The organism is Chryseobacterium sp. FP211-J200, assembly GCF_001643375.1.
In the GTDB taxonomy this organism is placed as follows: Bacteria; Bacteroidota; Bacteroidia; order Flavobacteriales; family Weeksellaceae; genus Epilithonimonas; species Epilithonimonas ginsengisoli.
Genome location: NZ_LSHB01000002.1, coordinates 1 through 19,922, shown reverse-complemented (window position 1 = coordinate 19,922; position 19,922 = coordinate 1). Strand labels below are relative to the sequence as shown.

General features: G+C 36.2%; 22 protein-coding genes. 13 read left to right on the top strand and 9 right to left on the bottom strand.

Annotated features, from left to right (window positions below; translation table 11 throughout):
* The first annotated feature begins 125 nt into the window (after window positions 1-125).
* From AXA65_RS00560 to AXA65_RS00540, 5 genes are all read left to right on the top strand, one after another.
* Window positions 126-1,337, top strand: coding sequence for a DUF763 domain-containing protein (locus AXA65_RS00560; protein ID WP_063968194.1), 1,212 nt, complete (start codon window positions 126-128; stop codon window positions 1,335-1,337).
* A gap of 52 nt (window positions 1,338-1,389) precedes the next feature.
* The gene (locus AXA65_RS00555; protein ID WP_063968193.1) at window positions 1,390-1,860 is read left to right on the top strand and encodes a DUF2947 family protein; all 471 of its coding nucleotides are present in this window, start codon (window positions 1,390-1,392) and stop codon (window positions 1,858-1,860) included.
* A gap of 17 nt (window positions 1,861-1,877) precedes the next feature.
* Entirely contained in the window at window positions 1,878-2,177 is a 300-nt protein-coding gene (locus tag AXA65_RS00550; protein WP_063968192.1) for a helix-turn-helix domain-containing protein, read from the top strand.
* Between the two features lie 193 nt (window positions 2,178-2,370).
* Window positions 2,371-2,796: a hypothetical protein gene (locus AXA65_RS00545; protein ID WP_063968191.1), complete on the top strand. Its 426-nt coding sequence runs from the start codon at window positions 2,371-2,373 to the stop codon at window positions 2,794-2,796.
* A 12-nt stretch (window positions 2,797-2,808) separates the two neighbouring features.
* A complete protein-coding gene (locus tag AXA65_RS00540) occupies window positions 2,809-3,120 on the top strand; it encodes a hypothetical protein (RefSeq protein ID WP_063968190.1) in 312 nt (103 codons plus the stop codon).
* Window positions 3,121-3,248: 128 nt separating this feature from the next.
* Here the strand turns inward: AXA65_RS00540 and AXA65_RS00535 are convergent, their stop codons facing one another.
* From AXA65_RS00535 to AXA65_RS00495, 9 genes are all read right to left on the bottom strand, one after another.
* Window positions 3,249-5,036, bottom strand: coding sequence for an acyl-CoA dehydrogenase family protein (locus AXA65_RS00535; RefSeq protein WP_063968189.1), 1,788 nt, complete (start codon window positions 5,034-5,036; stop codon window positions 3,249-3,251).
* Between the two features lie 15 nt (window positions 5,037-5,051).
* Window positions 5,052-6,059 carry a YhcG family protein gene (locus AXA65_RS00530; RefSeq protein WP_063968188.1) on the bottom strand — a complete coding sequence of 336 codons (1,008 nt, stop codon included), beginning with the start codon at window positions 6,057-6,059 and terminating at the stop codon, window positions 5,052-5,054.
* Between the two features lie 51 nt (window positions 6,060-6,110).
* Window positions 6,111-7,286 (bottom strand): acetyl-CoA C-acyltransferase, encoded by a 1,176-nt coding sequence (locus tag AXA65_RS00525; RefSeq protein WP_063968187.1) that lies wholly within the window; start codon window positions 7,284-7,286, stop codon window positions 6,111-6,113.
* Between the two features lie 46 nt (window positions 7,287-7,332).
* Window positions 7,333-7,695, bottom strand: coding sequence for a four helix bundle protein (locus AXA65_RS00520; RefSeq protein ID WP_063968186.1), 363 nt, complete (start codon window positions 7,693-7,695; stop codon window positions 7,333-7,335).
* A 38-nt stretch (window positions 7,696-7,733) separates the two neighbouring features.
* Window positions 7,734-10,106, bottom strand: a complete 2,373-nt coding sequence (locus AXA65_RS00515; protein WP_063968185.1) for a 3-hydroxyacyl-CoA dehydrogenase/enoyl-CoA hydratase family protein — start codon at window positions 10,104-10,106, stop codon at window positions 7,734-7,736.
* An 11-nt stretch (window positions 10,107-10,117) separates the two neighbouring features.
* On the bottom strand, window positions 10,118-10,570 hold the full coding sequence (locus AXA65_RS00510) for a MarR family winged helix-turn-helix transcriptional regulator (protein WP_063968244.1): 453 nt from the start codon (window positions 10,568-10,570) through the stop codon (window positions 10,118-10,120).
* 144 nt (window positions 10,571-10,714) lie between these two features.
* On the bottom strand, window positions 10,715-11,659 hold the full coding sequence (locus AXA65_RS00505) for an ABC transporter ATP-binding protein (RefSeq protein ID WP_063968184.1): 945 nt from the start codon (window positions 11,657-11,659) through the stop codon (window positions 10,715-10,717).
* Window positions 11,660-11,759: 100 nt separating this feature from the next.
* On the bottom strand, window positions 11,760-12,731 hold the full coding sequence (locus AXA65_RS00500) for a FecCD family ABC transporter permease (RefSeq protein ID WP_063968183.1): 972 nt from the start codon (window positions 12,729-12,731) through the stop codon (window positions 11,760-11,762).
* Window positions 12,732-12,771: 40 nt separating this feature from the next.
* Window positions 12,772-13,341 carry a TlpA family protein disulfide reductase gene (locus AXA65_RS00495; RefSeq protein WP_063968182.1) on the bottom strand — a complete coding sequence of 190 codons (570 nt, stop codon included), beginning with the start codon at window positions 13,339-13,341 and terminating at the stop codon, window positions 12,772-12,774.
* A gap of 86 nt (window positions 13,342-13,427) precedes the next feature.
* Between AXA65_RS00495 and AXA65_RS00490 the strand changes: the two genes are divergently transcribed.
* The 8 genes from AXA65_RS00490 to AXA65_RS00455 all read left to right on the top strand — a co-directional run bounded on the left by AXA65_RS00490 (window position 13,428) and on the right by AXA65_RS00455 (window position 19,830).
* Complete coding sequence (locus AXA65_RS00490; protein ID WP_063968181.1) at window positions 13,428-14,555, top strand: ferredoxin--NADP reductase; 1,128 nt, start codon at window positions 13,428-13,430, stop codon at window positions 14,553-14,555.
* A 67-nt stretch (window positions 14,556-14,622) separates the two neighbouring features.
* The gene (locus AXA65_RS00485) at window positions 14,623-15,180 is read left to right on the top strand and encodes a vancomycin high temperature exclusion protein (protein WP_086048022.1); all 558 of its coding nucleotides are present in this window, start codon (window positions 14,623-14,625) and stop codon (window positions 15,178-15,180) included.
* Window positions 15,181-15,291: 111 nt separating this feature from the next.
* Window positions 15,292-15,873, top strand: coding sequence for a hypothetical protein (locus tag AXA65_RS00480; RefSeq protein WP_131797728.1), 582 nt, complete (start codon window positions 15,292-15,294; stop codon window positions 15,871-15,873).
* A gap of 107 nt (window positions 15,874-15,980) precedes the next feature.
* Entirely contained in the window at window positions 15,981-16,598 is a 618-nt protein-coding gene (gene udk / locus AXA65_RS00475) for a uridine kinase (protein WP_063968178.1), read from the top strand.
* A gap of 133 nt (window positions 16,599-16,731) precedes the next feature.
* Entirely contained in the window at window positions 16,732-17,082 is a 351-nt protein-coding gene (locus AXA65_RS00470) for an FtsB family cell division protein (RefSeq protein WP_063968177.1), read from the top strand.
* 15 nt (window positions 17,083-17,097) lie between these two features.
* The gene (locus AXA65_RS00465) at window positions 17,098-18,252 is read left to right on the top strand and encodes a methylmalonyl-CoA mutase family protein (RefSeq protein WP_063968176.1); all 1,155 of its coding nucleotides are present in this window, start codon (window positions 17,098-17,100) and stop codon (window positions 18,250-18,252) included.
* Complete coding sequence (locus tag AXA65_RS00460; RefSeq protein WP_086048019.1) at window positions 18,249-18,695, top strand: DinB family protein; 447 nt, start codon at window positions 18,249-18,251, stop codon at window positions 18,693-18,695. Before AXA65_RS00465 ends, AXA65_RS00460 begins: the two co-directional genes overlap by 4 nt.
* Before the next feature lie 103 nt (window positions 18,696-18,798).
* Entirely contained in the window at window positions 18,799-19,830 is a 1,032-nt protein-coding gene (locus AXA65_RS00455; protein ID WP_063968174.1) for a pseudouridine synthase, read from the top strand.
* The last annotated feature ends 92 nt before the right edge of the window (window positions 19,831-19,922 follow it).

Sequence of the window (19,922 nt, the reverse complement as noted above, 5' to 3'; positions counted from 1 at the left end):
AGATAATGTCCTATAAATATTAACTTTTTTGTTCTTGGAAAGAATTTTTTTTTGATAATTTTATTTTGTGACTTTTGTGGTTCAAAGATTTTTACAAAAAGAAATTTAAGTCGTAATTTCACACAATGAAACGTTCCGGAACTGCAGATTTGCCTTTACATTACGGTCAGGTTCCGCCTTGGCTTTATGAACGAATGTCCAAACTTGGGCTCGCCATCGTGGAAGTGATTCTCGCGGATTATGGTAAAGATGAAGTTCTAAGAAGACTTGCAGACCCGTTTTGGTTTCAAAGTTTTGGGGCGGTGATGGGAATGGATTGGCATTCGTCCGGAATTACGACCTCTGTGATGGGCGCTTTAAAACGTTCCATCAATCCGAATTCTAAATCGCTGGGAATCTACATCGCTGGCGGAAAGGGAAGATTCTCCAAAGAAACACCAAACGAACTTCTGAAAATTGCAGATTCCACCGGACTTAATGGAAATGAACTTGTACGATGCAGTAAGCTTTCTGCGAAGGTTGATAACACGGCAATCCAGGATGGTTATCAGCTTTATCTTCATAATTTTATTTTGTCGGATCAGGGAAATTGGGCGGTTGTTCAGCAGGGAATGCACGATTCCGACGGAACTGCGAGGCGTTATCATTGGCTTTCTGAGAATGTCAGTTCTTTTGTCAATGAGCCTCATACGGGAATTTCCGGTGTGAATCGTGGTAATATTCTCAATCTGACTTCTTCACAGGCGGAACAAAGCAGAAATGGTATTGTTGACATCACAAAAACCGATTCTGAGAAATGGATGCAGGATTTCCAACGCTTGATTTTGCCGGCGCATCACGAGGTTTTGGCGAGTGATGTGGATATGAAAAAGCTGGGAAATATTCTTTGGCTTGCGAGAGAAAATCAGCCTGAGAATTTTGAGGAATTGCTGATGCTGAAAGGCGTTGGTCCCAGAACGATGCAGTCTCTGGCACTTGTGAGTGAAGTAATTCACGGTGCGCCATCGAGATTTTCTGACCCAGCGCGGTTTTCTTTTGCGCACGGCGGGAAAGACGGTCATCCGTTTCCTGTGCCTACCAAAACCTATGACGAAACCATTTCTATCCTGCGAACCGGCATCGAGAAATCTAAGTTGGGAAACACGGATAAGAGTCAAGCCATCAAGAAACTTCACGAAATTGCTGTGAGAACCGAAGAGCAATTCACACCAGATTTTAGTCTTGAAAAAGTAATAGAAGAGGAGCGACAAAACTCGTGGCGGTTTGGTGGAAAAACTGTTTTTGGCGATGCGAAGCCGGGGAAACCGAATGGTGGGATTCAGTTGAGTTTGTTTTGATTTTAAAATTTTATTAAGTTCCTGCTATAATTACTTATTTAAAAATTACTAAGTGAATATTAAAATTGATATTAGAGAAATAATTCCATTAGAAGACTTTGAATTGGGATGGAGATTTGATAAAACTCATTCCGATATTTCTGCGTCCGAGAGAGAATTGATTCAAGCCTTATCAGAAGATGAATCTAAAAGATTAAATAAAATCATTGACTTTTTTGAAAATGAGAATTATTTAAAAGATAAATATTCTGAAACTGATTGGATGAGTGCAAATTCAGAAAATCAGGAAAAAGTTGAAAGATTTCGAAATCAATTGGAGCTAATTCTGAAACCTTGGAATGAAGATATTCTTATTTCTTGGCAACGTAAAACTGTTTTAAAAACAACGAAAGAAATATTTTTAAAATATTGGACTGATTTTCTATATGCAGGTTCTGACGATGTAACTATAACTTCAGAAAAAACAAATTGGATATTATTTTACAAACATTTTGAAGTTGCTAATGTTTGGACTTTGAAATAAATATTGATGAAATAAATATGACAGCAAAAAATCTAACAACTCTTGATGCATTCAAAGAGAAAAACTTCGGCAAACGTGGAACAAAAGAACGTGACGAACTTGAGGATGGTTACAACAATTTTAAAATAGGTGCACTCATCCACTATACACGTTTGGAATTGGGAATGACACAAGAAGAATTAGCGGAAAAAGTTGGAACGACTAAATCCTATATTTCCAAAATTGAAAATAATCTAAAAGAAACCAGAATATCGACGCTTCAAAAGATTGTTGAACTTGGTTTTGGAGGACGTTTGGAATTGAGTATTAAAATTTAATTTTATCAATGATTTTAAAGATATGAAGATTTTAGAATTAACACACAATTCATTACGAGGACAGTACGAATCGTATGATATAAATATTTCAATTTATAGAGAACAATCAGATAAATATATTCTTGATTTTAGTGGATATGTCGGAGATAGTCCTTGAGAATTTAAGAAGGATTTTTTTTCCTTTTCTGAATTAATGAATGAAATTAAAAAAAATTTAGACATAATAGGAACAGGTCTTCCAACTTATAAAATAATTGAAATTGAAGAAAATTATATTTACGAATTTACTCAATATTTAATTAAAATATTGAATGACGGAAAATATAAAAAAAAATGGGTACCTGAAAATTGTAGATATTCATTTAATGAAAAACTCAAAATAAAACTAAAACATTTGAAAGACGCTTCTAAATATAATTTTTCAGAAATTGACATTATGAAAATGAATTCTTCACAAAATGAAAGATTATATTTTGTTGGTAAACTTGAAGTAGACAATCAATCTATAATTATTAAGGATAAAAATGAAGAAATAATTAAAATAATTCCTAAACAAGATTATATAGTTAATGTGAAAAAAATTGAAGTCTCAAATTTTTGGTATTTTAGTAAGAATTAAAAAAAAATTGAAATGGAAGAAATTTATAAAGGAAAAATTGAAAGTTTAGAATTACCTTTTTCACACGATTTTGAGAAAGAGGTTATTTGGGTTAAAATAGTTGGCTATGGAAAAATATCACTTTCAAATGATGATGAATTTGAAGATATCATTCAACAATTTGAAATTGTTGACAGAGATATCAAAGAAGGATTAACAAAAATTGAGATTAAATCTTCTCAATTAGAAACACCACAATATCCAAATATTGACATTGAAAAAAATAGTGAAAAATATGTTATAAAACTTTATAAAAATGGATATCCTTTTGACCCCCAGTCATAATTAAAATTGAATAAAAAATTTTAAAGTTAAATAATATAGGGATTACCTTATATTTCTTGATAATAAAGAAAATAAACAAACCCTCCGAAAAATTTCAGAGGGTTTATTATTTCAATCAAATTAATTATTTAGTAATAACCTTTCCCAATAAAATGAGAAGCAATCTTTTCCGTCAAAGCAATTGGATTTGGAGTGTTCACGTATTTTGTGAAACGTCTTAGTCCGGCAAGCATCATTCTTTGCTCGTCGCCTTCGGAGAAAGACACGATGCCTTCTTTGGCGTTGGTTGCGATGATGTCTGTTGCTTTGTAAAGATTCAGTCTTGCCATTGAAGCTTCTACAGAATCTGTGTCGAAATGTTTCTCAGCTCTCAGGATTGCTGATTCTGCCATATAGATTTGGTTCAGAATTTCGGAAGCGTTCAGGAGAAGATGCTGTTGTTTCTCGATGTCCATCATATATTTTTGAAGGGCAGAACCGGAAACCATCAGGAATACTTTCTTCAGGTTTTTGATGACTTCTTTTTCCTCAGACATATATTCCGAGTAATCCGGAATGTCGAAAGACGGGATTCCCATCAATTCTTTTCCTACGTTTTTTGCAGGCGTCAAAAGGTCGATTTTCCCTTGCATTGTACGCTTGATAAGCATTCCAACGGCAAGAAGTCTGTTGATTTCGTTTGTTCCTTCGTAAATTCTGGAAATCCTGCTATCTCTCCAGGCAGATTCCATTGGTGTATCTTCTGAGAAGCCCATTCCACCGAAGATTTGAATCCCTTCATCCGCTGAATGTTGTGCTAAATCTGATACGAAAACTTTCAGGATAGAACATTCTACAGCGAATTCCTCAACACCTTTCAGTTCCGCTTCTTCATGGTTCATTCCGCCGGCAACCAGTTCCTCGATTTTATTTTCGACATCTTTTGCACCACGGTAAGAACCAGCCTCACTCACGAAAGCGCCAGTCGCCATCTCTGCCAACTTCTTGCGAATCGCTCCGAAAGTGTTTATAGAAACGCCAAACTGCTTTCTCTCCGTAGAATAAGTCAATGAATGGTTCAGGATTCTTCTTTGTGCATCCAGACACGCTGCCGCCAATTTGATTCGGCCAACGTTTAGGGCATTAAGAGCGATTTTGAAACCGTTGTTTCTTTCGCCCAAAAGATTTTCCACCGGAACTTTCATATCATTGAAGAAAACCTGACGCGTAGAAGACGCACGGATTCCCAATTTGTGTTCCTCTTCTCCGAAAGTCAGACTCTCTGGATTTTCCAATTCCGAACGGTTGATAACAAATCCTGTGATGTTTTTGTCATCGTCAATCTTGGCGAACAATGTAAAAGTGTCTGCAAAACCTGCATTCGAAATCCACATTTTTTGTCCGTTGATGATGTAATGTTTTCCGTCTTCAGAAAGTTTGGCTCTTGTTTTTCCGCTGTTGGCATCGGAACCAGCGTCTGGCTCAGTCAAGCAATAAGCACCGAATTTAGTTCCAGCCGCTAAGTCCGGAAGGTATTTGTTTTTCAGATATTCGCTTCCGTAAAGTAGGATTGGTAAAGTTCCAATTCCTGTGTGCGCGCCGTAAGCGGTTGCTAATGAACCAGTTGTTCCAGAGATGTAATCGCAGGCCAGCATTGTGGTCACGAATCCCATTCCCAATCCGCCGTAAGCTTCCGGAACTGCTATTCCCAAGAATCCCATTTCTCCGATTTTACGCATCACTTCTTCCGTGTAAGCGTAATCTTTTTTCTCGAAGCGTTCTTTGTTTGGAACCACTTCTTTATCTATGAATTCTTTTGCAGAATCGCGAAGCATTTTTTGTTCTTCGGAAAGTTCCTCGATGCTGAAGATTTCCTGAGCAGTGATGTCCTTTACAAGGAATTCTCCGCCGTTTAATGTTTGGGTTTCAGTACTCATTTTATTGTTGTTTTTTTAATTTTTTTGATTATTAAATTCATCAAGGTCGATTTTCAGGGCTTCTAAAATTTGACTTTCTGTTGGGAGATACAATTGATATTTGCTGGCTACAATACTTTCATTCTTTTCTGGCAAAGTAAATTTCACCAATGCATTATTCTTTTCTGCACAAAGTAAAATTCCAATGGTTTTGTTCTCGTGAGCCAGCTTTTCTTTTCTGTCGTAGTAATTGACATACATTTGCAACTGTCCCAAATCCTCGTGCGTCAACTTGTGGGTTTTGATTTCGAAGATGACGAAACATTGCATCAATCGGTTGTAAAAGACCAAATCAATGAAAAAGTCATCACCTTCCAAATGAATTCTTTTTTGTCTCGCAACAAATGAAAACCCATTGCCAAGTTCTAAAAGGAAATCCTGTAAATTGGTGATAATCGCCTGTTCAAAGTCTTTTTCGTAATAAGCGGATTCTTTTTTCAAACCCAAAAATTCCAAAACCATTGGGTCCTTGATAATTTGAGAAGGCTCGTTGGGAATCATTTCGCCTTTTGCGATTGCTAAAACGCTTTCTTTATCGTTGCTCAACAATAATCTTTCATAAAGACTACTATTGATTTGTCTTTCTAATTGCCTTGCAGACCAATTGTTTTTGACAGATTCAGCGATGTAATATTCTCTTTTGTGCTCATCATCTATAGACGTAAGCAGCTTATATTGAGTCCAGTTCAATTGTGTCCGCAGTGCGGACATAATTGGAAATGTTTTATAAAATTGCCGATACCAATTCAATTGTCTGTAAGAAAATCCACTTCCAAATTCCGGCTGAAGTTGCTCAGAAAGATACTTTATAAGATAAGTTCCGTATTCTGCACGTTCTTTTCCGTTTTGCTCTTCTTCAAAAATTCTTTGTCCGATATGCCAATACATCACTGTTCGCTGATAATCCACCGACCGAATCGCATTATCTCTAGATTGAGAAATAATGTTTTTGATTTCGGAAATTAATGATGAATTGGATAACATATTTTAAAGAATAATTTTCAAATTCAGGTAACCTTTAAGGTTTAAATTATATTAAAGTAATTCAAAAACACTCGCCGCGCCCTGACCAGTTCCCACGCACATTGTCACAACACCGTATTTGCTGTTTCTGCGTTTCATTTCGTCAAGAAGTTGGACTGTCAATTTTGTTCCTGTACAGCCAAGTGGATGTCCAAGTGCGATGGCTCCTCCGTTTACGTTGACAATGTCTGGATTGATATTCAATTCTCTTAAGATGGCAACAGACTGAGAAGCAAAAGCTTCATTCAATTCAAACAAATCGATGTCGGATTGTTTAAGTCCAGCTTGTTCCAACGCTTTTGGAATGGCGAACATCGGCCCGATTCCCATAATTCTTGGCGGAACGCCGACAGTCGAATAGGAGAGAAGTCTCGCAACTGGAGTTAAGTTTAATTCTTTTACCATTCTTTCGGACATTACCATTGTGAAAGCTGCACCGTCAGATGTTTGAGAAGAATTACCTGCAGTTACAGAACCATTCGCTGCGAAAACGGGACGAAGTTTCGCTAGCGCTTCTACTGAAGTATCAGCCCTTGGACCTTCGTCTTGTTTGAAGGCGTATTCTTTGGTCTGGATTTTTTCCTTTTCGTCAAGGAAATTATATGCTACATCAATCGGAACAATCTGGCTTTCAAATTTTCCTTCCTTGATGGCTTTCATTGCCTTCTGGTGCGAGTTGTAAGCAAATTGGTCCTGCTCCTCACGACTTACTTTGAATTCGTTGGCAACTGCTTCCGCCGTCAATCCCATCCCCCAATAATAATCGGGATGTTTCTTTGCCAAATCCGTATCTGGAATCGGTTTGTAACCGCCCATCGGAATATATGACATACTTTCTGCACCACCAGCAATAATGCATTCCGCCATTCCGGCTTTGATTTTCGCCGCCGCAATCGCAATCGCTTCCGAACCTGATGCGCAGTATCTGTTCACTGTCACGCCTGGAACTTTGTCGGTATCCAATCCCATTAATGAAATCAATCTTGCGACGTTTAGTCCTTGTTCTGCTTCCGGCATTGCACAACCGACAATCAAATCGTCGATGCGAGCCGGGTCAAGATTTGGAACATCTTTCATCAGATGTTGTATCACAGTTGCCGCCATATCATCCGGGCGTGTAAAACGCAAAGAACCTTTCGGCGCTTTACCAACTGCTGTTCTGTATCCTGTTACTATATATGCTTCCATTGTTTTTTGTTGTATTTACGTATTAATGTAAAATGTATTAATGATTTTAAAATGTTTGAGTATTAAATTTCTGCTTCAATTTTGCTAACATATTTTGGATGTGTTTGATTTCAGAGTAGATGTTATTAAAATCATCATTTTTAAAGTATCCCAAATCATTAGCAATTAATATTTGAGTTTCAAATTCGAATGATGAACCTAAAGCAATATTCAGAAAATGAGAAAATTGAGCATTTGTATCACGACCAGCGCCTTCAGCAATGTTAGACGGAATTGAAATTAAACTTCTTCTTGCTTGAGAAGTTAATCCGAACAATTCATCTTTTGGAAAATTGTTAGAAGCCAAGTAAAATACTTTACAAAGTTTCATTGATTTTGTCCAAACTTCTAAATCTCTAAAATTGTGCATCGTTAATACATTAATACTTTTTACATTTTACAAAAAAATTAGTTTCTAAGTGGCTTACCAGTAGTTAACATTGTCTGAATTCTCTCAAGCGTTTTTCTTTCGCCACAAAGTGAAAGGAATGCTTCTCTTTCGAGGTCTAAAAGATATTGTTCGGAAACTTCTGTTGGTTCGGAGAGATTTCCGCCGGTCATTACGTAACCGATTTTGTTGGCAATCAATCTGTCGTGTTCTGAAGCGTAACCGCCGGCAACCATTTGGTCTGTTCCAACGTAGAACATTCCCATTGATTCTTTTCCGAGGACTTTAATTTTTTCCGGAACTGGCGCAGTATATCCTAATTCGTCCAAAACAATCGCCTGACGTTTTGCTTCTGCAATTTGTCGGTCTTTGTTAACAACGATGATATCTTTATCGGTCAAAATTCCCATTTGCTTAGCTTCGTGAGCAGAAGTTGCCACTTTCGCGGTTGCAATGTTCATAAAGTAATTACGGAGATGATTCGTTTTAACATCATCAGGAAGAGCGCCTTTCAAAGCTCGTAAAGCGAACTCTTTCGTTCCGCCACCGCCTGGAATCAAACCAACGCCAACTTCCACCAAACCGATATAAGTTTCTGCCGCAGCAACGATTTTGTCTGAATGCATCGAGAATTCGCAACCGCCACCAAGCGTCATTCCGAAAGGTGCCGCAATAACTGGTATTGATGAATATCTCAGTTTCATTGATGTTTGTTGGAATAGGTTTATGGCCATATTCAGTTCGTACCAATCTTGTTCAACGGCCATCATCATTACCATTGCAAGGTTTGCTCCTACAGAGAAATTATCAGACTGATTTCCTATAACCAAACCTCTGTAATCTTTTTCAACAATGTCGATGGATTTATTAAGACCTTCCAAAACGCCTCCGCCTAAAGAGTTCATTTTTGAACGGAATTCGAAGTTCAAAATGCCGTCGCCAAGATCGATTAAGGCAGATTCAGAATTAGACCAGATGGTTTTTTCTTTTCTGATATTATCAAGAATAATGAAAGCATCCAAACCTGGAATTGGTTCGTAAGTTTTTGTATTTTGATTGTAGAATAACTGCTTTCCGTTTTCCAATTTGTAGAAAGATTCGTTTCCGGAAGCCAGCATTTCCTTAACCCAATCAGCCACTTTATAGCCTTCGCTTTCCACCAAATCGATTCCTTTCTGAATTCCTAAGAAATCCCAATTTTCAAATGGTCCATATTTCCACGCATAACCGGTTTTCATCGCATCATCGATGGAGTAGAACACATCGGTGATTTCCGGAACGCGCTGAGAAACATACGCGAAAAGTGAAGCGTAATGTTTTCTAATCAATTCGCCAGCTTTGGTTTGGTCTTTCAACAAAATTGGCAAACGGTTTTTCAAACTTCCTGCTTCTTTCGCCGCTTTCACGATGGGAAGTTTTGGCTGTTTCGTTGGTTCGTAACCAAGCGTTTCATAATTAAGAACGAAACGATTTACATTTCCGCCAGCGTCTTTTTCTTTATAATAGAATCCTTTTTTCGCTTTATCGCCAAGGAATTTATTTTCAATTAAATGATTCAAAGTTTTGGAATCTTTCAAAGCCTGAACCATTTCGTCGTCTTTCAAATTGGCTTGAAGACCTTTCGTGACGTTGAAAGCTGTATCTAAACCAACCAAATCTCCCAATTTGAAAGTTCCTGTTTTTGGGCGATGCAGCAAATCACCTGTTAAGGAATCCGCTTCTTCAATGGTCAAACCGACTTCCTCTGTCAATTCCATAATTTTTGCCATCGAATAAACACCGATTCTGTTTCCGATAAATCCTGGGGTATCTTTACAAAGAACCGTCGTTTTTCCCAGGAATTTCTCGCCATAAGACATAAAGAAATCCACAACAGATTGATCTGTTTTCGGACCTGGAATCACTTCAAACAACTTCAAATATCTTGGCGGATTGAAGAAATGCGTTCCACAGAAATGCTTTTGGAAATCTTCTGACCTTCCTTCTGACATCAAGTGAATTGGAATTCCAGACGTGTTGGAAGTAATCAAAGTTCCTGGTTTGCGCAGTTTGTCTACTTTTTCGAACATCGATTGTTTGATGTCCAATCTTTCGACAATGACTTCAATAACCCAATCCGAATTTTTGATTTTTTCCAAATCATCTTCGAAGTTTCCAACGGTAATTCTAGAAGCGAAGGATTTGTCATAGATTGGTGAAGGATTACTTTTCAAAGCGTTGTTAAGATGACCTTGCGCAACGCTGTTTCTTGTTTTTTTGTCGGCATTTTCCGAATCTTTCGGAGGCATATCCAACATCAAAACCTGAATGCCGTTTCCTGCCAAATGGCAGGCGATGCCGGAACCCATAACGCCGGAACCAAGCACTGTAACGTGTTTAATTTTTCTGTTCATTTATATGAGATTTATTTTTTATGATTTAGTTCGTTTGCAATTTTTAGAATATCTGTCATTACTTCCCTGAAAATTTCAAACTTCTCGGGAGCAATTCTTTCCAAAACTTTTTTATTAAAATTAACGACAACTTCTTTTGATAGATTTCGCGAGTTGATACCTTTTTCAGTCAGTTTTATAATGACTTCGCGTTTATCCGTCGTAGTTTTTTCTTTGTAGATGTAACCGTTATCTTCAAGAAGTTTGATAATTCTTGTAAGAGAAGTAGGTTCTATCGCCATTTTAGGACCAAGGTTTGTGCTTCTTGTTCCTTCTTTTGGGTCAATTTTAAGTAATGTAAGTGCTTGAACAGCAGTTGAATTATACAGGTAAGCCTGATCCGAATACATTTTCGAGACCGCTAACCAAGCCGATTTTAACATCAAGTCAACACTTTCGACTTTATCTGAGTTTTTCTTTTCCATAACTGGCATATTGAAGTGCTTTATACAAATATAAAAAAAATACTATGCATGCATAGTATTTATAGTTTATAATATTTAATTAATTGATTTACAAGTGGTTAATTGTTATGCAAATCTTAATAAATAAAAATCAGAAATCTTTATTTAACTCAAATTGTCAGTATTAATCAGCTTTTGAAGAGATTGTTTAATTTCGGTCAATGCATGATAATTGTCATGAAAATCATCCGTTTTCAGTTCCCATTTGTCATTTTTAAACGTCAATTTAAATTTTCTCAAATCTGAGGCAAAGTTTTTTTGAAGGAAAGAGAACATCATTTCCTTTTCCAATTTTGGCGCATCAATTTCTGGCGGATAAAAGTTGTGATTAAAATCTAAAATCTTTGGTGTAATTAATTCAGGATTGTTTAGGATGATTTCCTCGGAGATTCCGCTGATGAGTTTTTTATCTTTCAACCACCAGATTTTGTCCGAAAATTCCTTTGCCAATCGCCAGTCGTGGGAAGAGAACAGAATCAGTTTTTTTTCATTTTTTGCTAAATTACGAATCAAAGAAAGAATCATCAATTTGTTTTCTTCATCCAAATGCGTTGTTGGTTCATCCAAAATAATGAAAGGCGAATTCTGCGCCAAAGCTCTTCCAATAAAGACTTTTTGAAGATTACCGTCAGAGAGTTCTGTGAGTTTTTTATTTCGAAATTGAGTTAGATTCAATCTATCTATAATATCATCGATTTCCTTTTTATCGGCCTCATTTAATTTAAAATAATAAGGATAATGAATGTATTTGCCTAATGAAATTAAATCTGTAACCGTATAATTATCCGGAATTTCAGCTTTCGAAAAAACGATGGCAATTTGTGAAGCAATTTCGTTCGGATTCAATTTCTGAATTGATTTTCCATTTAATGAAATTTCGCCACTTAAAAGTTTATTTTGTCCAAGAATTGATTTGATCAAAGTCGTTTTTCCGATGCCATTATTTCCCATCAAAAGGCAAACTTCGCCTAACTCTAAGGAAGTATTGATATCAGAAATTAATGGTTCTGAATAACCGATCGATGTATTATCTATTTCTAAGAAACTCATTTTTATGAATTGCCATTGTCCTTCAGTAGGAATCTAAGTTGTTGAGATTCTTTCAGAATGACAAAATTATGTTTTATTATTTCTTATAAGATTTGACAAACTATTTCTTTTTAACCAGCATCAATAAAATGACCGGAATGCCAAAAAACGTTGTAATAATATTAATCGGAAACTGACTCATTTCTGAAATAATAGAGAAAATCTGCATGATAAAAATTCCCAGAATAATATTCAAAATCCATTGATGCCAAAGTTGAGCGGGATTCCAAAGCATTCTGCAAAAGTGTGGAACCACAACGCCAATAAATAAAATTGGACCTAAAAAAGCTGTCACAGAAGCCGATAGAACAGATGAAGCAACAATAATACTGATTTTCAGTTTCGATTGACTAATGCCAAAACTCTGTGCATAAGCTGAACCCAAAGAATTTCCGATCAAAGGTTTTATGGATTTGAAAGTAAAAAACAAACCTATAATTATTAAAATGGTTAAGATTGAAATTTGAGAAAAATTAGCTTGATTATTTGCGCCGAAAGTCCATAAAATATAGTTTTTCAGACTTTGACTTTCCACATAAAACTGAAGAAATGAAACAACTGCTCCAGCCAAAGCTGAAATCAAAAATCCGAAAATAATGATGAAACTTCTATCCCGAAACCGATTCGAAAATAATAACAAAATCATCATCAAAACTACACTTCCCAAAATCGAAGATAAGGTGATAAAACTATTCTGAATAAAATCTGGAATCAAAATATCTTGCGAAAAGAAAATATAAAAGGCCACAAACAAACTGGAAACCGACGTGATTCCCAAAACATCAGGACCAGCCAAAGGATTTTTGAAATATTCCTGTAAAAGAAAACCACTCGTTGGAATGGCGATTCCAGCTAAAATCATCGCTAAAGCACGATTGATTCTGAATCCTGCGATTTCAAAGTTTTCTCTTTCAGAATTTAAAAAGTCAGAGAAGTTGAGTTTTGCATAACCAACATTCAAATTGATAAGGAACGAAATGATGATTCCGACAATGATAGAAAAGCAGAGAATTCCGAACTTGTTTTTCAAGATTTATCTTTTAGTTTTATTTTCATCATTGATTGTTACTTTTTTATTTTGCAGATAAGAACTGAGATAATTTCTGATTCAAAGCCTCTTCCGTCATAGAACCCAAGGTTTCATCCACTTTATCGCCTTTTTTAATCAATGTAAAAGGAATTGCGCTGCCGTCCCAAGTTTTGAAATTCTGTTTGAAAAACTCAGCTGTCAAAAGACTTCCGTCCAGCAATGTTACATTTTTTCTGATATTAAATTCATCTGCAAAATCGCTTACTTCGGTTGGCCAATCGGTTTTGTTGTCAAGACTTACAAATGTGAATTTTACAGGTTGACCTTGCAACTCCTCCATCTTTTTGTGGAAAAACGGAATCTCGTGCATACACGGACCGCACCAAGTGGCGAAAAAATTGGTCACATATAAAGTGTCAGGGTTTTTATTTTGAATGTAAGCTGACATTTTTTCAGGCGAAAATTCTACCAATTCTGCAACATCGGCTTCGGATTTTGCAGGTTCAATTTTTATAGAATCTTCTTTTACTTGATTCTCCGCAACTTTTTCATCATTATTTTTACAAGCTAAGAAGCTGATCGACAGAAGTGAATATAATATTATCTTTTTCATAGAATTTTAATTTACATGAATTTACGAGCTTGTCTTGAATTTAGATTTTTTCTTCTGTCAATTTTCATTAAATTTGATTCTTGACAATGGAGAATCAATTAACAGTAGCCAACCAACCTCAGTTTCACAGGCTAAAAATAGCTAAAAAACAACAACTGACCAAACAAGCTTTTGCTTTGGAATTAGAGATTCCCGAGGCGTTGAAATCCCTATTTCAATTTCGTGCAGGGCAATATGTGACACTGAAATATCACTTTTATGAAAAGGAAATTCAGAACGATTATTCCTTTACATCAGCACCTTCTGAAGAAAAATTGGCCTTGGCTATCAAAATCAATGGCGAAAATAGTTCTACACAATTTCTTTTCGATCATTATAAAGTTGGCGACGAAATCTCTGTGAGCGAACCTTTGGGAAGATTTTTCTTGCCTTCAAGACCGAATGAAAAACGCACAATCATTGCTTTTGCCTCAGGAATTGGAATCACGCCAATCCTAAGTCACATCAAAAATATTTTGATTGAGGAGAAAAGCTCCCGAATTTTTCTCTTTTACGGCAACAAAAGTTACGAAGATATTATTCTGAAGGATGAACTGGAAAAGCTTCAAATAGAATCTGCCGGAAGATTGGAAAGTTTCTATTTCATTTCACAAGAACCTGTGAAAGACAAGTTATTTCAAGGTAGAATTGATGAGAAGAAAGTCTCGCTTATCATTAATCAAATCCTTCATCTGGACGAGGATGACGAGGAATCTACAATCTGGGACAGTACAGACAAAGTTTTGATCTGTGGTCCCGGCGCAATGATAAAATCTGTCGCAAATGCGTGCTACAACCACGGAATTCCGAAAAAAAATATTCATTTTGAGTTGTTCGAAGCTTACAATGAAGACATCTATCCAACCGAAAAAGAATTTCCTCTCATTGAAAATGTTGAAATTAAAATCAAATTCAATCACATCGAAAAAGACGGAATCATCCTTAAAAATAACGAAAGGAAGATCCTTCAGCAGTTATTGGATTTGGGTTACAAACTGCCTTATTCCTGCAAATCCGGAATTTGTGGAAGTTGTCTTTGCTACCTAAAAAGTGGAGAAGTGGATATGACGGAAGACGAATATTTGACAGACAGCGAAAAACATCAGGGAAAAATCTTACCTTGTACAGCCATTGCGATGAGCAAGGAGATTTATTTAGATTTTGATATGATTTAATATGTTCAAGGCGTTTACAAACTTTTTCAAAATAGCGTTCGTGCTTTTGGAATTCGGATTTTTGCTGATGATTTTGGCAAATTTCTGGGTGTATGCGCTTACCAGTGGTAGAACTTACACAAAGATCAGCAAAGTGCCACCAAGAGATTGTGCCTTGGTATTGGGAACATCTCCAAAGATGCGTTCAGGCGTCGCCAATCCTTATTTCACAGCTAGGATGGACGCGGTTGGAACGCTTTATCATCATGGAAAAATCAAAAAGATCATCGTGAGCGGAGAGAAAAGTAAAAATTACGACGAAACCGAAGCAATGAAGAAGTTCTTGGTCTATAACGAAGGTGTACCAGAAAATATCATCATCAAAGATCCGAAAGGTTTCAACACCCACAAGAGTATTTTGAATTGCAAAAATACTTACAATCAAAAAAATGTCATCATTGTTTCGCAAGGTTTTCACAATCTCCGAGCTCTGTTTTTTGCCCGAAATAATGGAATGAACGCCTTGGGATTTGATGCGCAAGACGTCACCAAAAACGAAAGTTTCTACAGAAATCACACGCGCGAATTTCTTGCCAGAGATCTGGCTGTTTTCTATTATATTCTTGGGATTTCGCCCGAGGAATAGTTTTCATCAATCAACCATATTTTCGAGGAAGATCTACCAAAAACCGACTTGGCAGATTCTTTGTAATTATACCGTTACTATTAATGTGAATAGTAATTAAAACTTACAAAAATGAAAAATCTATTTAAAATAATATTGCCAACTATCATTGCTTTTACAATGGTTTCCTGTATGACGACTTCAAATCCTTACGCATACAACAATGACCCATATTCTCAGGGCTATTCTGATGGTTACAGAGATGGTTATTACCAGTCACCGGACGGCTATTGGTATGCGCCAAACGCTGTTTATCTTGACTACAACAACAATTATTACAGAAATGGAGCTGTTTACAGTTCGAGTAATAGAAACCGTGGAAATATCATTATTTCTCCAAAGAGAAGCTCTTTACAAAATAGTATTTCCAGTGGAACGAGGTCTAGATCTGAAACGACCACTCGAGGCCAAAATAATATTGGTAGAAATCAAAATAATATCAGAGTCCAGCCCAATGGCAATAGCGGCATTAGAAATCAATCTCAAAATAATAGAGTACAGCCGAATGTAAATAGTGGAATGCGAAACCAATCTCGAAACAACAACCGTGTACAGCCTAAAAACAATAGTAGAACAATACCGCAAAATAATACACGGGTTCTACCTAAAGTTCCACAGGAAAACAATTCCCAAAGATCCAGTGGAAGAAGATAATCAGAAAGCTAGTTTTTAACTAGCTTTTTTTGATTCTAAATTTCAAATTTTAAAGATTAAAAACGAGTGTAAATAAAAATTATATTATTTTTGTAAAAATTGTAAAAATGCTCGTGATTGGAATTGCCGGTGGAACAGGTTCCGGAAAAACTACTGTTGTAAACAAAATATTGCAACAACTTAATATAGAAGGTGTTAATGTGCTTTCTCAAGATAATTATTATCACGACAATCCAAATCTTACTTTGTCCGAAAGAGAAGTTCTCAATTACGACCATCCGAAATCCATCGATTTTGAATTGATGCTTCAGCACGTAAAAGATTTGAAAAACCAACAAAGTATAGAGCAGCCGATCTATTCTTTTGTAACACACTCGAGAACTGGAGATCATGTAACCGTGGAACCGAAAAACGTTTTGATCGTTGAAGGGATCTTGGTTTTGACCAATAAGGAATTGCTGAAAGAATTTAATCTTAAAGTCTTTGTCCACGCAGATTCAGACGAAAGATTAATTAGAAGGATCCGTAGAGATACGCAGGAAAGAGGAAGAGATCTTCAAGAAGTTCTTCACCGTTACCAGACAACTTTGAAACCGATGCATCAGGAATTCATCGAGCCTTCAAAAAACGAAGCCGACCTGATTGTTCCAAATATGAGACAAAACTCAGTTGCGATCGATTTTCTGACGACTGTCATCAATAACTCGCTTAAAAAAGTTCATTAATAGAATAGTAATTTTTAGGGCAGCTATTTCCGTCTTCCGTTCCCAATCTTTTTGCCAAAGCTTTTCCAGCCGCAAAAAAGGATTTCCACTCAAGCCGGGCTGCAGATTTGTAACAAAGTATAATGATTTTACCATGAAAGAACTGATAAAAGAAATCAAGAAAAAATCGCCAACACTGAAGTTTTTTCAAACTTATGTGTTCAACAAATATCTGTTGACGCTTATCGGGTTTTTGGTCTGGATGATATTCTTCGACAGTACATCATTTCTGGTGATCAACGAGCTGAATGGCGAAATAAAACGCTACGAAAAACAACTCGATTTCTACAGAACCGAATACGAAAAGAATGACAAATTCTACCGTAAACTGATGAACAACAAAGAAGAAAAAGAGAAGTATGCCCGCGAAAACTACTTTATGAAAAAACCAAATGAAGAGATTTTCATCTTGGTAGTGGACAGTTCAAAGATCGCTAAGAAGTAAAAAAAAACTTTCAGAATGAGTACATTGGAAAATTGGGAACAGCTCGTAAAAAAGCAACTCAAAACGGATGACATCTACGCAATTCTTCAAAAAGAGAATTTGGAAAATATTGATGTAAAACCTTATTACCAAAACAATTCTGAATACAAACTCCTTCCGAAAGTAGAAGAAAGTACACATCTTGTAGCAGAATATCAGGAAGGTTTGGAAGATCAGGCTTTTGCTTTTCTCCTCAATGAAAATGTCCAAAACCTGGATGAGAAATCGATTTTCATTAACAATGCCAAGCTTTTAGAACATATCTTGACAGAAGAATCCAACCGGTATTTTTCTTTGATCGATATTTTTTCTGATGACCAGAAAGCTGAAATCAATGAACATCTTGCTGGTGAATTATTGTCAAAATCATTTGAAAAAAATATTTGTATTGATGTTAGTTTACATCAAAACTCCGGCGCTTCCATCATTCAACAGTTAAGTTTTGCTTTGGCGAAATCGAAAGAATTGGTTGAGAAATTTAGCCCTGAAATTTTAGATAAATTGATTTTCAAGTTTGCAGTTGGAAGTCAGTACTTCTTTGAAATTGCAAAAATTCGAGCTTTTAAATATTTGTTCAACCAGCTTTCTAAAGAGTTTGAGAAAGATATAATTCCGTATATTTTCGTTGAAACTTCGTTAAGAAATAAATCGAAAAACGACCAAGACAACAATCTGATCCGCTCTACTTTGGAATTGGCTTCTGCAATGATCGGTGGAGCTGACGCGGTTTTTTGCAACAATTATAAAATCGAAAATCCAACAGAACTATCCAAAGAGATTTCCTTCAAACAACAAATCGTTTTGGCTTATGAAAGCATCATCAATGTTTTTGAAGACGCGACTTCCGGAAGTTATTTTGTGGAAGATATCACGCAACAATTCGCTGAAAAATCCTGGAAACTATTTCTTGACATCGAGGAAAAAGGCGGTTATCTAGAACAATTGAAATCAGGAGAAATCCAAAAAATCATTTTCGAACAAGCCACGAAAGAGCAAAGTTGGGTAGAAGAGGGGAAAATCAAAATCATCGGTGTCAATCTTTATCCGAAATTGGAGGTTAAAAAATCGGTTTCTGAACTTTATGATTCTGCTGAAATTAAACAAGTCCGTTTGGCTGAAATGTTTGAATGATGATAGAACATTTTAAAGACCTATTAAAATACAACCAACATTTCAATCAATCATTGATTCAGAATTATCTTGAAAATAAATTGGTTTGGGGCGAAAAAAGTAAAAGCCTTCTCAATCATATTCTTAATGCCCATCAAATCTGGAATGCTAGAATCCTTAATCAAAATCAATTTGAAGTATGGCAAATCAATGCTGACAATTCTTTAATAGAAATCAATTCTGAAAATTTCATCAATAGTTCCAAAATCCTTGCTGAAAGAGACATTACAGAAATAATCAATTATAAAAATTCCAAAGGGAATCGATTTGAAAATTCGGTTCAGGAAATTTTCTTTCATTTTATCAATCATTCAACTTATCATCGCGGACAAATTGCATTGCTGATGAAAGAAGCTGGATTAGAACCTTTGAACACTGATTATATATTCTACAAAAGGTTTTGATTAATTTTAAAATTATAATTACATTATTCTCAATTTTCGGAATTCTTAAACTCAGAATTCGTAACTCTTAACTAATTCACTATCTTTGCAAAAATTTTTAGAAATGAGCGAAGACGGAAAAAGACCAGAAAGAGACAAAAAACCTAGAAGTGCAGGTAGTAGCAGACCTTCTGGAAACTCCCGTAGCTCTGGCGAAAGAACGTCCAAAAGCAGGCCTTCTGCAGGAGGTGCGCGTAAACCTAAGACGACAAGAGGTGGCGACCGTAATTTTGACAGTAGAGACAAATACGAAAATGGCGATAAAAAACCATTCAGCAAAAAGCCTTCAAATAAAAAACCATACATCCGACCAGAAACGGCTGAAGATAAAACCAAATCTTTCATCCAAAGAAGAAGGTTGGAGAAGATCAGTAAGGAAGTTCACAAAGATACCATCAGACTTAATAAATATATTGCCAATTCTGGGATTTGCAGTAGAAGAGAAGCGGACGAATTGATCGCGCAAGGTCTTGTGGAGGTCAATGGAGCTGTGGTAACAGAAATGGGGTATCAGGTTCAGAAAACAGATAGAGTTGTTTTCGATAGCCAAAATATCACACCAGAAAAGCCAGTTTATGTTCTATTGAACAAGCCAAAAGGTTACATCTCAACTACCAAAGACGAAAAAGCGAGAAAGACGGTGATGGATCTGACAGCAAACGCATCGCCGTACAGAATTTTCCCTGTTGGAAGATTGGACAGACAAACAACTGGTGTTATTCTTTTGACAAACGACGGTCACATCACAAAGAAACTTACGCACCCATCTTTCGCAATGAGAAAGATCTACCACGTAGTTTTGGATAGAAAATTGACGAATGACGATATGAAATTGATCGGCGAAGGAATCCGTTTGGAGGAAGGCGTTGCAGAAGTTGACAGTATTTCTTTCATCGAAGGAAAACCGAAAAATGAAGTCGGCATCGAAATCCACATCGGATGGAATAGAGTAGTCCGCAGAATTTTCCAAAAACTGGGTTACGAAGTGGAAGCGTTGGACAGAGTAATGTTCGCCGGACTTACCAAGAAAAATATCAAAAGAGGACACTGGAGAATTCTTACAGAATTGGAGGTGAACAATTTGAAAATGTTATAAATAGCTTTTGGCTTATTGCTTTTTGCAGTTGGCTTTTAGTATAAATAAAAAGATTAAAGGCTGAAGAAATTCGTAGTCATGGTCGGAAGATT